Genomic DNA, 13,123 nt, shown 5'->3' with positions numbered 1-13,123 from the left:
AGAACGGTCGCGTTCACGACCCGTCGGAGGGGCAGTAGAGCGGGGCGGTGTCCGCGTTGTCCCTGGTGATCAGGCGGGCCGGTGTGGTGGCGATCTTCTCCACCTTCTCCTTACGGAGAAGGCTGATGGTCTGGGTGACGGCCAATTCACCCGTGTCCTTGGCCGAGTTGGAGACGGTGGCGGCGAAACGGCCGTCCTTGAGGGCGGCGAGGGCCTCGTCCGTGCCGTTGACCGTCACGATCTTGACCTTCTTGCCGCCGGCCGCGTCGAACGCCTTGCGGGCGGCGAACGCCATCTCCTCGTTGGCGACGAAGGCGTAGTCGAGATCGGGATGCGCCCTGATCATGCCCTCGGCGACGGTCTTCGCCTTCGCGGCGACGAACATGGCGGGCTGATTCGCGACCACCTTCGCGTTCGCCGACAGCCCCTTGGTGAATCCACCGACGAGCAGGTCGGAGGCGGCGCCGGGCGCACCCGCGATGACAGCCACCTTCACCTCGCGCCCCGCCGCGTCCTCCTCGATCCAGTCGGCGTCCAGCTTGCCCACCGTCTTCAGGTCGACGACGACAGCCCCGAGGATGTCGGACGGATCGGCGCTGACCGAGGTCAGGAAGATCGGGATGTGCGCCTTCTTGGCTTTGGTGATGTCGGTCTTGAGCGCATCGGTGTTGACGGTCTGCACGATGATCGCGTCGACATGGCGCGCGATCATGTCCTGGATGTTGGACAGCTCCTGGGCGGCGTCCTGATGCGAGTCGGCCGTCACGAGCCTCGCGAAGTTGTTCTTGGCCGTGTCCGCGATCGACTCCTGCAGACAGGTGTGGAACTCGGTACTGCCGCCGTTGACGAACCCGAGGACGGTGGGCCCGCCGTCGGCGGGAGTGGCGCCGGACTCCAACCCGCAGCCACTCAATAAGAGACCGGTACCGACAAAGGAGGCCACCAGCGTTCTTCGGCGCCGGGCGGGCAGGTGCAAGGTCAAGGACAAGGCCGGCCGCCTTTCGGGGCGTAAGAGAACCGGTCGGCGAAGCGGCCGGGAGGCACTCGGGCAGGCCTGGCTGCGGCTCAGCAGGCGGGGAGGGCCGAGGGACGGCAGCAGAAGCTACTCCCGCCCCAAACATGCGCACCCATCGCGGAACGCACACTTAGCGTGCGGAACACGCATCCTTGGCCGGGCGTCCCACCGGTCCCTGCGCCCACTCCCCCTGCTGCCGCTACTGCCACTGGTACTGCTTCGCGGTCGTCTACTGCCTGGCGGTCGCCGCCGTCACCGCCCGGACCCGGAGCGCGACCCGACCCGGCAGCGCCGTGGCGACGAGGGCGAGAGTCCCGGCCACCGCGACCACCGTGAGATACACGAGCGGGGTGACCGACGGCGCGGCCCGGCCGGTCATACCTACGCTGAACGCGGTCAGTACGGCGAGAGCGATACCGCTGCCCAGCGCCGTGGCGAGCAGCAGCACCGACAGCGCCTCGGTGCGCAGCATCCGCAGCACCTGCCGGCGGGTCGCCCCGGCCAGGCGGAGCAGCGCGAACTCCCGGACCCGCTCGGCGACCGACATCGCGAGCGTGTTGACCACGGCGATGGCGGTGAAGGCCAGGACGAGCCCCATGGCCAGGTAGTTGACCTCGGCGTTCGCCTGCTGCCGCTGGGCCTGGAGCGAGTCGGCGGCGGCGGGCGTGAGGATCCGGATGTCCGGGAACTCACGCAGGGTAGTCGCGAGTTGTGCCTGTGTACGGAGCGTGCTGACGAGGACGGAGGAGGCGAGCGGGTTGTCGACGTGCCGGGCGACGAGATCGTGCGCGAAGGTGAGATCGCCGAAGCCGAGACCCCTGGCGTAGACGGCGACGACGGTGAGCGTGGCGGGCGTGCCGTCGCCGAGCGTGAACTTCAGGGTGCTGCCGGGCCTCAAGTGGAGCTGATCGGCGGCCAGTTCGCTTACGGCCGCGGTGTGCTCGGTGAGCCCGCCGAGCGATCCGGCGGTGACGTCGGGGTCCCAGGTGCGGGTGAGTCCGGCGGGTGTGACGCCTTGGGCCGCGTATTTGTCCAGGCCCACACGGACGGTCGTACGGACGACTTCGGTGACGACGTCGTGCCGGGCGCGGAGCTGCCGCGCGGCCTCGGCCGGGACGCCCGGGCCCTGGGAGGCGAGGACCCAGTCGGCGCGGACGCCTTCGCGGGCCTGGGCGCGGGCGGCGTCGCCGAGGGTGGGCTGAACAAACAGCACCGTGCAGGTCATGCCGATCAGGAGGGTGAGGGGGGTGACGACGGAGGCCATGCGGGTGGCGTTGCCCCGAAGGTTGGCGACAGCGAGCCGACCGCACGGGCCGGTGCGCCGGAGCGGGCCACCGACCACCAGGGTGGCCACTTTGACGAGTAGCGGTCCGAGGAGGGCGACGGAGGTCGACAGCACCACAACAGCCAGGAAGGTCACGGGAGTTGAGGCAGGCTCGGTACGCAGACCGCTGAGCACGACGACCAGGACGATACCCAGCGCTAGGAGGATGAGGCCGGCGAGGAGGCGACCTCGCGTGAGGCGAGGGCGAGTGAGGTGGGGGCGAGTGAGGTGGGGGCGGGGGCGGATGACCTGGGTGCGCTTGGGGCGGGTGCGGGTGGGGCGGAAGCGCGCGGGTTGGGTACGGGTGAGCTGGGTGCGCGTGAGGCGGGTGTGCGTGAGGCGGAAGCGCGCGGGGCGGGTGCGCGCGGGGCGGGTGTCCTTGGACCCGGGGTCGGCTCGCGGTTTGGCCGCCGGTTCGACTCCCCGTTTGATTTCGACTCCCGGTTCGGCTTCGACTCCCGCTTCTGCCGCCAGTTCAACATCGGCTCCCGGTTCGGCTTCAGCTACGACTACGACTACGACTTCACCCTCAGCTACGACTTCGGCTTCCGCTTCGGCGAGTGCCTGGGCCGGGCGGATTCGGGAGATACGGCGGGAGGCGACGCGGGCTGCGGCCCAGGCGCCGAACACGGTCGCGGCCAAGGCGGCCAGCGGCGGGACGACGCCGGTGGTGTGCTGGAGCGTGGCGGGGACTGCGCCCAGGGCGACGAACCTGCCGTAGAGCCAGGCGCCCAGCGGAAGTCCGAGCAGGGCGCCCGCGGCACCGGCGGCCGTGCCGACGATCAGGGCCTCGCGGCCGAGAAGTCCGCGGATCTGACCCGACGTGGCGGCCACCGCGCGGAGCAGGGCGAGTTCGCGGTGGCGCTGCTGGACGGAGAGCGCGAAGGTGCCGACGACTACGAGGACCGCCACGAGCAGCGAGGTGCCGCCCATCGCGCCGCCCATGCTGACCAGCCTGACCCGGGCCGTGGCGGCGTCCAGGAACTCGACGGGGCCGCGGGCGTCGCCGGCGCTGACCTGAGCGGTGGTGCCGTGGAGCGCTGTGGCGACGGCCTGCCGCAGCCGGGCCGGGCTCGTGCCCTTGTCCGGGAGCACGCCGAACGCGGTGACCTGCCCGGGGTGCGCGGCCAGCCGACGGGCCTCGCCTGTCGAGAAGAAGAGCGATGTCTGATGGCGTACGGCCGTGTCGGGAGCGGCGATTCCGGTGATCCGGTAGCTGCGCGGAGCCCGCGTCGACTGGACGGTGAGCCGGTCGCCGGGCCGGAGCCGGGCCCGCTCGGCGAGGTCGCGGTCGATGACGAGGTCGGTGGCGGCCCGTGGCGCGTTGCCGGTGACGAGCCGGTACGGCGTCAGCGCGGCGGAGTCCCAGGCGTGCCCGTAGGCGGTCCGGCCGCCCGTGCCGACGGGGGTCAACGGCTGGGCGAGGAAGGTCAGTTCGGGGATGACACGGGCCACGCCCGGCGTCCGTGCGAGCAGGCTCTCCAGGTTCGCGGGGAGCCAGGCGCGCTCGGCGATCGGTTTCGCCTTGTGCTTGACCTTGGTCTTGCCCTTCTTGTGTTTGACGGTGGTCCGGTGAACGTTCTGGTCGGCGGAGACCACGACCGGGCTCGCCGCGTAGCGCTCGGTGCGGATGGTGCCGCGCAGGCCGGTGTCGAGGAGGGTGCCGCAGGCCGTGATGAGGGCGGCCGCGCACATCAGGGCGAGGAAGGCGCCGACGAATCCGGCCTTGCGGGCGCGGACGGACCGGAGGGCGTAGCGCAGCATCATGAGGGCTCCGTCTCTTTTCCGTTGTGCGCCGAGGCGGCGTCGGCGAGCGGTGCCGGGAAGGCGAAGAACCGGGTGAGCACGGTGCGGGCGCCGGCCGGAGTGTCGACTTCGGGGCGCTTGTAGCGGTTGAGGAGGGCGATGTACTCCTCGAAGAACGCCCCGAGTTCGGGCACGGTGAGCCGGACGGTGCCGCGTGAGTACGGGAACGCGTCCGCCCATGGCCCGGTCTCGGCGGAGTCCCGCTGGAGCTGCTCGAAGAGCTCCAGGTCGGCGGCGTACGCATGGTGGTTGAGCTCGTCCATGACATGCCGCATCTCGGCGCTCTGGCGGCTGCGCGGCGGGAAACGGCGGTCACCGGGGACGGCCCGCCACCAGCGCTCGCGGGCATGACCGGGCGCGCGCCCCGTCTGCGGTTTCGCAGCCGCAGCCTCCGCCTCAGCATCTCCCGCTTCTAGCTCCGCTTCCGTCTCGGCATCCGCATCCGCATCCGACTCCTCGACGAAGCCGTAGCGGGCGAGTTCACGCAGGTGGTAGCTGGTGGAGCCGGTGTTCAGGCCGAGTGCGCGGGCGAGGGTGGCCGAGGTCGCGGGGCCGTGCAGGGTGAGGTGCTGGAGCATGCGCTGGCGGCGGGGCTGCGCGAGCGCCTTCAGCGCGGCGAGATCGGAGAGTTCGACCGGTGCGGGTGTCGTCGGGGTCTGCTCGGTGGGCGTCTCCACGCCGGTTGGGCCGGGTTCCTGTGCCATGCGTACACAGTCGTTTGTGCACAAGTGTCTGTGCACTGGGGTGATCCGGCGTCTTCAGCAGGGGGCTAGCCCCACCCCGGGCATCGGTCGGTGCTTGCCTGAACGCGATCGGCGCCCCCGCGCGTCCACCGTGTTCAGGACATCCGCACCACCGAGAGGTCGGAACCGGATCGATTCAGAACCGGATCGACACCGGATCAGTACCCCTCGTCTCAGTACCCTTCGTCCCCGAGGAACTCCGCGTCCTCGCCCTCTTCCTCCAGCGCCTGTCGGACCACTCTGAGGGCCATACCCGGGGAGTAACCCTTGCGGGCCAGCATGCCCGCGAGGCGGCGCAGCCTCTTGTCGCGGTCGAGGCCGCGGGTGGACCGGAGTTTGCGGTCGACCAGGTCGCGGGCCGTCGTCTCTTCCTGCTCGGAGTCGAGCTGGGAGACGGCGTCGTCGATCAGCGTCGGGTCGACGCCCTTGGTGCGCAGCTCCTGGGCGAGTGCGCGCCGCGCCAGTCCCCGGCCGTGGTGCCGGGACTCCACCCAAGCGTCCGCGAACGCACCGTCGTTGATCAGTCCGACCTCCTCGAACCGCGACAGCACCTCGTCCGCCACCTCGTCCGGGATCTCCCGCTTGCGCAGGGCGTCCGCGAGTTGCTTGCGAGTGCGCGGGTTCCCGGTGAGCAGGCGCAGGCAGATGCCCCGCGCCCGCTCAGCCGGGTCCGCCGGCGGCTCCTCCTTCTCGGCCCTCGACGAGGAGAAGTCACCCCCGTCCGTTCCGGACGACTCCCCGAAGCCCCGGCCACGGCGCCCACGCCTACCGCGTGCGCCGTCACCGCGCGCCGAACCCCCGCGTGAGCCGCCCTCGTCACGCGCTCCCCGACTGCGGCGCGAGCCGCGGCCGGATGCGTCGTCGTCACCGAACCCGCCGCCGGGCGAACTGCCGCCGGGCGCCGAGCTCCTGAAAGGCCGACCGATACCCGCCGAACCATCGCCGGGCTCCGGACCGCCGAAAGGCGGACCGGCCTCACCGGCGAAGCCGCCGGCCGACCGGTCGGCGCCCGGCTCGTCGCCGTACGGCCCGTCCATTCCGTACGGCTCCTCGGGCACGCCGTCCGCACCGTAGGCCAGGCCCTCGCCTATCCCGCGCCCCTGGGGGACGTCGGGATACGCGTACTCGGCCCAGTCCGTTCGTCGTGTCACGGGTCAGCTCTTGGCTGCCGTGGCCTTGGGCTTGGTGGCCTTGGCCGCAGCCGGAGCGGGCACCGTCTTGGCGGCGTCGTCCGTGGCGGTGGAGACCGCCGCGTCCGCGACCGGCTCGGTGGACTTCTCCTTCTCCGGACGGACACCCACGCCCAGCTTCTCCAGGATCTTCTTCTCGATCTCGTTGGCCAGGTCGGGGTTGTCCTTCAGGAAGTTGCGCGCGTTCTCCTTGCCCTGGCCGAGCTGGTCGCCCTCGTACGTGTACCAGGCGCCGGCCTTGCGGACGAAGCCGTTCTCCACGCCCATGTCGATCAGGCCGCCCTCGCGGCTGATGCCGTGGCCGTAGAGGATGTCGAACTCGGCCTGCTTGAAGGGCGGCGCGACCTTGTTCTTGACGACCTTGACGCGGGTGCGGTTGCCGACCGCGTCCGTGCCGTCCTTGAGGGTCTCGATCCGACGGATGTCGAGTCGCACCGAGGCGTAGAACTTCAGCGCGCGGCCACCGGTCGTGGTCTCCGGGGAGCCGAACATCACGCCGATCTTCTCGCGGAGCTGGTTGATGAAGATCGCGGTGGTCCCGGACTGGTGGAGCGCACCTGTGATCTTGCGAAGCGCCTGGCTCATCAGACGGGCCTGCAGACCGACGTGGCTGTCTCCCATCTCGCCCTCGATCTCCGCGCGCGGGACGAGCGCCGCGACGGAGTCGATGACGATGAGGTCGAGGGCGCCGGAGCGGACCAGCATGTCCACGATCTCCAGGGCCTGCTCGCCGTTGTCCGGCTGGGACAGGATCAGGTTGTCGATGTCGACGCCGAGCTTCTTCGCGTACTCGGGGTCGAGGGCGTGCTCCGCGTCCACGAACGCGACCTGGCCGCCGGCCCGCTGTGCGTTCGCCACCGCGTGCAGGGTCAGGGTCGTCTTTCCGGAGGACTCCGGGCCGTAGACCTCCACCACTCGGCCGCGCGGCAGGCCGCCGACGCCGAGGGCGACGTCCAGTGCGGTCGACCCGGTGGGGATGACCTCGATGGGCTCGTTCGGCCGCTCGCCCAGGCGCATCACCGCGCCCTTTCCGAATTGCCGTTCAATCTGTGCGAGTGCGGCGTCCAACGCCTTCTCGCGGTCGGTTCCTGCCATGGGTTCCACCCGGTTTGCTTGAGTCGATCGCTTCACGTCAAAGACGCTAACGCCTGCCACTGACAATGCGCCCCGACGCCCGTCCAGCCTGTGGATAACTCGGACACTTCACCATCAAAAGCCTGACGAAATGTCCATCATGGCCTCGCCGGAGCTTCTATGAGAATGGATGTTCGATTTTCGTGTCAAGCGCACCACGCGGCACTCGCGTCATCGGATGTCGCGTGTCCTGTGACACTTCGAACCACATGGAAATCGAGCCCGGCGGCCTCGGCCACCCCGCACCCTGGGAAACCCCTAGCAGGACACCGACCGGCTGACAGCGCACCCGAAGCCTCCAGAAGCACTACTTCTCCCGGCGTACGACGGGTGTCTTCGGCCGTACGACGACCGCGCGGCGCGTTCCCGCGAGGCTCGGGCCATGTCCCTGACCGTGAAGAGCCATCCGCGCCCCGCCGAGCGCCTCTGTCACGCGACCGGTGCCCTGCTGATCGTCTCCGGCCTGGTGCATCTCGTGGTGTTCGCGGTCGACGGCGGCCCCTGGTACGGGCCCGTGTCCTGGCGCAAGCCCGTCACGTTCGGGCTCTCCTTCGGGGCGACGCTGATCGCGGTCACCTGGGTCACGTCGTACCTGCACGTCGGGGCCCGGCTGCGTACCGTGCTGCTCGTCGTGTTCGCCGCCGACTGTGTCGTGGAGGTCGGCGGCATCACCCTCCAGGCGTGGCGCCGGGTGCCGTCGCACCTCGACATGGAGACGCCCTTCGACACGGCGGTGTCCATGACGCTCGCGGTGGGCGGCGGTGTCCTCGTGGTGCTGCTCACCGTGTTCGCAGTGGCGTCCTTCCGGCACCGGCCGACGGGTCCCACGGGGATGGCGCTCGCGGTGCGTTCCGGGTTCGCGATCCTGCTCGTCGCGCTGGCCTCGGGCGCCGCGATGATCGCGCGCGGGGTCGTCCTCGCCCGGACCGGCCACCAGGAGGCGGCGTACCACTCGACGGCCCCGCTCAAGCCGCTGCACGGGGTGAGCCTGCACGCCGTCCTGGTCCTGCCTGCACTGGCCTGGCTGCTCTCCCGCACGTCCTGGAGCGAGGCGGTACGGCAGCGGATCGTGACGGCGGCGGTCGGTTGCTACGCCGCCGCGGTGGCCGGGGCCGGGGTGTGGGCGGTGCTCACGTACTGACCGCGACACCCTCATGTTCTCGCCGGATCCTCCCTCAGGAGGAGCCCTCCCCGGAGTCCCTCGGGTCGGAGTCGGTCGTCCCGGCGGAGTCGGTCGCTGTGGGCTCGGTCGCTCCCGTCCGCCGTTCCCACAGCCGTCTCGCGCGGGTCAGCGGGCCCGGCCCGCCGGAGTCTCGGGTGGTCCGGTGTCCGTGGACCCGGGGGTCGTCCGTGACGGCGTACCGCTTCACGTACGCCCCGAGGAACGCCTGCAGCGTGGCGACGGCCGGGATGGAGATCAGCGCGCCGACCGCGCCGAGGAGCGCGGTGCCCGCGATGACCGAGCCGAAGGCGACGGCGGGGTGGATGTCGACGGTCTTCGCGGTCAGCTTGGGCTGCAGCATGTAGTTCTCGAACTGCTGGTAGACCACGACGAAGATCAGCACCCACAGCGCGTACCAGGGGTCCACGGTGAAGGCGATCAGCATGGGCAGGGCGCCCGCGAGATACGTGCCGATGGTCGGGATGAACTGGGAGACCAGGCCCACCCAGACGGCGAGCACGGGCGCGTACGGGATGCCCAGCGCCTGCAGCAGGATGTAGTGCGCCACTCCGGAGACCAGCGCCATCAGGCCGCGTGAGTATATGTAGCCGCCGGTCTTGTCGACGGCGATCTCCCACGCGCGCAGCACCTCGACCTGCCGGGCGGGCGGCAGCACGGAGCACAGCGCGCGCCGCAGTCGCGGGCCGTCGGCGGCGAAGTAGAACGAGAACAGCCCGATCGTCAGCAGTTGGAAGAGGCCCCCGAGCACCTGGGTGGACACGTCCAGCACGCCGGTGGCGCTGTTCTGCACGTACTTGCGCAGCCAGTCGGAGTGGAGCAGTCCCTCCTGGATGTCGACCCGTCTCAGGTCGGTGTGGAAGTGCGTGTTGACCCAGTTGATGACGGAGTCGAGGTAGTCCGGGAAGTCCTCGATCATCTTGATGATCTGGCCCGCGAGCATCGACCCTAGCAGGGTGACGAACCCTGCGCTGACGATCAGCAGGCCGAGGAAGACCAGGAAGGTGGCCAGCCCCCGGCGCATCCCTCGGTCGGCCATCCGGCTCACTGCGGGCTCGATGGCGAGGGCCAGGAAGAACGCGATGAGGATGTTGATCAGCAGCCCGATGAGCTGGTGGAAGGCCCAACTCCCCAGCTGGAACACGGCGACGAGGGCGAGCGCCAGCACCATGGCGCGGGGCAGCCAGCGCGGCATGCGGGCGTCCGGCGCGGCGCCGTCGGCCGGGGGCCGGGCCGGCGGCGTCGTACCGAACGGGGATGCCTGCGGGGCGTCGTGCCCGGTCTCGTCAGTGGCTGCCACGGTGCAAGTCTCGCCTACGCCACTGACAACAGGTCACCGCCGTCGATCTTCGTGACCGATCAGCGACTTTCCTGCGGAACGTTCATGACGGCGCAGACCACGCGCCACACGTCCTTGGCCTCCCAGCCGACGTCCAGCGCCTCGTGCACCGTCCGCCCGCCGAGTTCCGTCATCACGTGATCGCGGGCGAAGCTCTCGGCGTACCCCGCGCCGAAGTGCTCCGTCATCCGCTGCCAGAAGACCGTCAACCGCATGACACCAGTATCCCGCCCCTGAGAGTGGGCCCGAGCCGGGACCGCTCGCCGAGACCGCTTTCCGTCCTACGGTCTGACGCATGGCCGAATCAGGAGCTTCCCCACTCCCCCCGACGCCCCCGGCGCACTCCCCGCTCTTCCGCGCCGAGCACTTCGTCTGGCTCACCGCGCGTGTGCTGGAACAGCGCCTCTTCGCGTACCACTTCCTCAACGGCGACCCCGATCCGGTGGAGACCGCCCTGGACGCCTACCGCAACGAGGACGGCGGCTACGGGCACGCGCTGGAGCCCGATCTGCGCGGCCCGGTGAGCCAGCCGCTGCACACCGGTCACGCCCTGCGCGTCCTGGACTCCATCGGGCGCTGCGGCGGGCAGCGGGTGGAACGCGTGTGCCGCTATCTGACCTCGGTCTCCACGGCCGACGGCGCACTGCCGGCGATCGATCCCGGCCAGCGCGGCTATCCGACGGCTCCGTTCGTGCCGATCGTGGACGACCCGCCCAGCGAACTCCTCGCCACCGGGCCGGTGGTGGGCCTGCTGCACCGCAACGAGGTGTGGCACGCCTGGCTCTTCCGGGCCACCGACTTCTGCTGGCAGGCCGTCGACTCCCTGGAGAAGTCCCACCCCTACGAGATCGAGGCCGCCGTCGCCTTCCTGGACTCGGCACCCGACCGCCCGCGCGCGGAGGCCGCCGCCGACCGCCTCGGCCGCCTGGTGCGCGAGCACCGGCTCGCCGCCCTGGACCCGGAGCACCTGGAGGCCTACCCGGTCGCCCCCGGGTACGCGCCGGGCGAGCACCACTTCCCGTACGACTACGCGAAGACGCCGAGTTCACTCGCGCGCGCGTGGTTCACGGACGACGAGATGGCCCGCTCCCTGGACCACCTGGCGAGCGGCCAGCAGGAGGACGGCGGTTGGCCGATCCGCTGGCGCCAGTGGGCGCCGGGCATCGCCCTGGAGGCACGCCCCATGGTGACGATCCAGGCACTGCGCACCCTGAAGGCGCACGGCCGCTCCGTGGGCTGATGCCGGCCGCCTCAGCCACCCATGGCCCGCACGCCCGCCGTCACCAGCACGGCCGCCGCGACGACGAGCAGGAACGGTGCCCGCAGCACCAGCGCCACGGCGGCCGCCGCGAGCCCCGCGGCCCGGGCGTCGAGCACGAGCGCGTGCCCGTCGGCGAAGGTCTGCTGAGCCGTGAGCGCGGCGAGGAGGGCGACGGGCAACAGGGCGGCGAGCCGCCTCACCAGCGGCCGCTCGAGCGCGCCCGCGGGCACGAGGAGTCCGGCGAGCTTGACGACGTAGCAGCCGAGGGCGGTCGCCGCGATCGCGATCCAGACGGTCAACGGTCTTCCTCCTGTGCGTCGTTACGTGTCCCACCCTGCCGACGGCCCTCTACGTAGAGTGCGATCGGCGCCGCGAGCGCGGCGACCAGGACCGGCACACCGGCAGGCAGCACGGGCAGCAGTCCCAGCCCCAGCAGGACTGCGAGTGCGGCGACGGCGCGCTCGATGGTGGTCTTGAGCATGGGTGCGAGGAGTGCCAGGAAGACGGCGGGCCCGGCCGCGTCGAGACCCCAGGCGTCCGTGTCCCCGATGGCCTTGGCACCCAGCGCCCCGAGCAGTGTGGTGAGGTTCCACAGCACGTACAGGGTGAGCCCGGTGACGGTGAACCCGATCCGTGCGGCACGCCGCGTGGGCTGTGCGAGCGTGACGGCCGTCGTCTCGTCGATGACCCACTGGGCGGCGAACGGCCGCACCGCGCGCGGGAGGGCCAGCAACTGCGACAGGCGCAGCCCGTAGAAGGTGTTGCGCACGCCCAGGAAGAAGGCTCCCGCCGCCGCGGTGAGCGGATTGCCGCCGGCCGCGAGCGCTCCCACGAGCGCGAACTGCGAGGCTCCGGTGAACACCAGGAGGCTGAGGGCGCAGGTCTGGAGCAGGGTGAGCCCCCCACCGGCCGAGGTCACCCCGAAGGCGAATCCCGACAGCCCTACGGCGACCCCGACTCCCAGGGCGTCCCGTACGACGGCGGAGTCCGGCTTTCCCTCGGCCTCGGGGGCCTGTCCTCCTCCCGCTCCGACGCGTATGTCTTCTGAAGCGATCTGTTCTGCCACGTGTCGGACGGTAGGAGCAGCCGCCGCCCCGCGTCTTGTACGTTCTTGCGCTCCCGCTGGTAAGCGCCAGGGGGCACGCCCACGATCCGGGTGAAATGCCGGTTGAGGTGCGGCTGGTCCGTGAACCCGACGGCGACGGCCGCCTCCGCCGGCGCCGTACCGGCGTCCAGGAGCCGGCGTGCCCGCCGCACACGGGCGTCGGTCAGCCAGGAGTGGGGCGGCATTCCGTAGGCGTCACGGAAGGCACGCAGCAGCGCGAACGGGCTGGTCCCCAGATCACCGGCGAGTTTCTCCAGAGACGGCGGATCCGCCATCCGCTCCTCCAGCACGGCACGCGCGCGTACTGCGACCCGATTGCCTGCCGTGGAGACAACGCGCTGCGGCAGGGGTCCGCCGTTCAGCCGGAGCAGCCTGGTGACGGCAACCCGCAGCAGGGTGTCGGCGGCGAGCGCGTTGCCCTCGTCGGCCGCGCGCAGGATCTGGTGGACCAGCCCGACCGTGTAGGGGTCGTCGATCACAGGGCTGACGAACCCGGGAGTGCCGCGGATCGAGGTGGTCTCGGCGGCTATCGCGGCCACCACCTCGGGCGACGGATAGACCGCCCCGTACCGCCAGCCCTCGGGCACGCCCGCCCGGCCGGTGTGCGGCGTGTCCGGATTCACCAGCGCCAGAGCCCCCGCCCCGGCGGACACATCACCCCCGCCGTGGTGGAACACCTCGACACCGTCCGCGATGGCGGCGATCACGAAGTTTTCGTGGGTGTGCCGGACAAACGTCTTGCGGATGTACCGGGCCCGCAGCAGGTCGACCCCGGGCAGCTCGGCGTACTGCCAGTGCCGCGCCAACTCACCCGAACCCGCCATACGGCCATTCTCCGCCACTGCGGCAGAAGGACGCCGAAACGGTCGTGGCCACGGCGACCGGAGCACGCGGAGACAGTCTGACCATGGCGACCGCAGGACGCTGGGACAGCCCTGGCCCCGGCAGCCGAACGGCACCGAAACGGTCCTGCAAGCCGGCGTCGGAGAATCCCCGCAGGTCAGACGCATTGTCAGTGGTCGGGTG

12 protein-coding genes are annotated in these 13,123 nt (G+C 70.9%); 2 read left to right on the top strand and 10 right to left on the bottom strand.

Annotation, left to right across the window (positions count from 1 at the left end; all coding sequences use genetic code 11):
* Positions 1 to 13 precede the first annotated feature (13 nt).
* The 5 genes from OO70_RS29770 to recA all read right to left on the bottom strand — a co-directional run bounded on the left by OO70_RS29770 (position 14) and on the right by recA (position 7,173).
* On the bottom strand, positions 14 to 943 hold the full coding sequence (locus OO70_RS29770; RefSeq protein ID WP_106971784.1) for a sugar ABC transporter substrate-binding protein: 930 nt from the start codon (positions 941 to 943) through the stop codon (positions 14 to 16).
* A 301-nt stretch (positions 944 to 1,244) separates the two neighbouring features.
* Positions 1,245 to 4,106 carry an ABC transporter permease gene (locus OO70_RS29765; protein ID WP_043677866.1) on the bottom strand — a complete coding sequence of 954 codons (2,862 nt, stop codon included), beginning with the start codon at positions 4,104 to 4,106 and terminating at the stop codon, positions 1,245 to 1,247.
* Positions 4,103 to 4,849, bottom strand: a complete 747-nt coding sequence (locus OO70_RS29760; RefSeq protein ID WP_051741727.1) for a winged helix-turn-helix domain-containing protein — start codon at positions 4,847 to 4,849, stop codon at positions 4,103 to 4,105. The genes OO70_RS29765 and OO70_RS29760 overlap by 4 nt, the downstream gene beginning before the upstream one ends.
* Before the next feature lie 212 nt (positions 4,850 to 5,061).
* Positions 5,062 to 6,039 (bottom strand): recombination regulator RecX, encoded by a 978-nt coding sequence (gene recX, locus OO70_RS29755; RefSeq protein ID WP_043677864.1) that lies wholly within the window; start codon positions 6,037 to 6,039, stop codon positions 5,062 to 5,064.
* Between the two features lie 3 nt (positions 6,040 to 6,042).
* Positions 6,043 to 7,173 carry a recombinase RecA gene (gene recA / locus OO70_RS29750; protein ID WP_043677862.1) on the bottom strand — a complete coding sequence of 377 codons (1,131 nt, stop codon included), beginning with the start codon at positions 7,171 to 7,173 and terminating at the stop codon, positions 6,043 to 6,045.
* 421 nt (positions 7,174 to 7,594) lie between these two features.
* Between recA and OO70_RS29745 the strand changes: the two genes are divergently transcribed.
* Positions 7,595 to 8,353, top strand: coding sequence for a hypothetical protein (locus OO70_RS29745; RefSeq protein ID WP_043677860.1), 759 nt, complete (start codon positions 7,595 to 7,597; stop codon positions 8,351 to 8,353).
* A 34-nt stretch (positions 8,354 to 8,387) separates the two neighbouring features.
* On the opposite strand, the gene OO70_RS29740 is transcribed toward OO70_RS29745, so the two are convergent.
* Positions 8,388 to 9,692: an AI-2E family transporter gene (locus OO70_RS29740; protein WP_078651605.1), complete on the bottom strand. Its 1,305-nt coding sequence runs from the start codon at positions 9,690 to 9,692 to the stop codon at positions 8,388 to 8,390.
* Between the two features lie 59 nt (positions 9,693 to 9,751).
* Positions 9,752 to 9,946, bottom strand: coding sequence for a DUF3046 domain-containing protein (locus OO70_RS29735; protein WP_043677858.1), 195 nt, complete (start codon positions 9,944 to 9,946; stop codon positions 9,752 to 9,754).
* Between the two features lie 80 nt (positions 9,947 to 10,026).
* Between OO70_RS29735 and OO70_RS29730 the strand changes: the two genes are divergently transcribed.
* On the top strand, positions 10,027 to 10,971 hold the full coding sequence (locus OO70_RS29730) for a hypothetical protein (RefSeq protein WP_043677857.1): 945 nt from the start codon (positions 10,027 to 10,029) through the stop codon (positions 10,969 to 10,971).
* An 11-nt stretch (positions 10,972 to 10,982) separates the two neighbouring features.
* Here OO70_RS29730 and OO70_RS29725 read toward each other — a convergent pair whose 3' ends face one another.
* From OO70_RS29725 to OO70_RS29715, 3 genes are read right to left on the bottom strand one after another with little or no spacing between them, the layout of a single operon-like run.
* Entirely contained in the window at positions 10,983 to 11,291 is a 309-nt protein-coding gene (locus OO70_RS29725; protein WP_043677855.1) for an AzlD domain-containing protein, read from the bottom strand.
* Positions 11,288 to 12,031, bottom strand: coding sequence for an AzlC family ABC transporter permease (locus OO70_RS29720; protein WP_051741784.1), 744 nt, complete (start codon positions 12,029 to 12,031; stop codon positions 11,288 to 11,290). The genes OO70_RS29725 and OO70_RS29720 overlap by 4 nt, the downstream gene beginning before the upstream one ends.
* A complete protein-coding gene (locus OO70_RS29715) occupies positions 11,935 to 12,921 on the bottom strand; it encodes an AraC family transcriptional regulator (RefSeq protein WP_043677849.1) in 987 nt (328 codons plus the stop codon). The genes OO70_RS29720 and OO70_RS29715 overlap by 97 nt, the downstream gene beginning before the upstream one ends.
* Positions 12,922 to 13,123: the final 202 nt, after the last annotated feature.

Origin of the sequence: Streptomyces xylophagus, from assembly GCF_000716435.1 — a bacterium.
Classification (GTDB): domain Bacteria; phylum Actinomycetota; class Actinomycetes; order Streptomycetales; family Streptomycetaceae; genus Streptomyces; species Streptomyces xylophagus.
The sequence above is the reverse complement of the archived record's forward strand: the minus strand, read 5'-3'. Positions and strand labels throughout refer to the sequence as shown.

What these genes read in the sequence shown, in the direction of transcription:
- OO70_RS29765 (WP_043677866.1), bottom strand. Translation starts at nt 4,106, where the DNA reads ATGATGCTGCGCTACGCCCTCCGGTCCGTCCGCGCCCGCAAGGCCGGA.
- OO70_RS29760 (WP_051741727.1), bottom strand. Translation starts at nt 4,849, where the DNA reads ATGGCACAGGAACCCGGCCCAACCGGCGTGGAGACGCCCACCGAGCAG.
- recA (WP_043677862.1), bottom strand. Translation starts at nt 7,173, where the DNA reads ATGGCAGGAACCGACCGCGAGAAGGCGTTGGACGCCGCACTCGCACAG.
- OO70_RS29745 (WP_043677860.1), top strand. Translation starts at nt 7,595, where the DNA reads ATGTCCCTGACCGTGAAGAGCCATCCGCGCCCCGCCGAGCGCCTCTGT.
- OO70_RS29735 (WP_043677858.1), bottom strand. Translation starts at nt 9,946, where the DNA reads ATGCGGTTGACGGTCTTCTGGCAGCGGATGACGGAGCACTTCGGCGCG.
- OO70_RS29730 (WP_043677857.1), top strand. Translation starts at nt 10,027, where the DNA reads ATGGCCGAATCAGGAGCTTCCCCACTCCCCCCGACGCCCCCGGCGCAC.
- OO70_RS29715 (WP_043677849.1), bottom strand. Translation starts at nt 12,921, where the DNA reads ATGGCGGGTTCGGGTGAGTTGGCGCGGCACTGGCAGTACGCCGAGCTG.